General features: G+C 60.4%; 1 pseudogene. It reads left to right on the forward strand.

The annotated features are described in order from the left end of the window. Window positions 1-117: 117 nt before the first annotated feature. A pseudogene (locus tag JNB71_RS24265) lies at window positions 118-389 on the forward strand (phosphate ABC transporter permease subunit PstC); the annotation flags it as partial.

Raw genomic sequence — 389 nt, forward strand, 5'->3', positions numbered from 1 at the left:
GGTGGTAGAGCAGGTTCGCAAAGCCTCCGCCAACATTCAGTAACACCCGTGAGGCCGCTCTCGGTGTGGGCTGTTTGCCGCGCCGGGGGCGTTTCCCCCCTGTTCCGGAATTAGCCAATGAACAAACCTTTCGTCGTACCGGTTAACCGGGATTCTGCCTGCCAACCTCCCTCGGCCAAAGACTTCCTGGTCGATCGCACCTTCCGTGGGCTCGCGCGAATCGGGGTGGTACTGATTCTGGCGTTGGTCGCAGCCTTGGTGTTCGAGGTGTGGCGCAAGGCCTTGCCGGGCATGGAAAAGCACGGCTTCGATGTGCTTTTTGGCAGTGTCTGGGACGTTAACCAGGGCAAGTACGGGATCCTGCCGGCCATTTGGGGCACGCTCTACAG

Source organism: Rhizobium herbae (assembly GCF_019511375.1).
Lineage (GTDB): Bacteria > Pseudomonadota > Alphaproteobacteria > Rhizobiales > Rhizobiaceae > Pararhizobium > Pararhizobium herbae_A.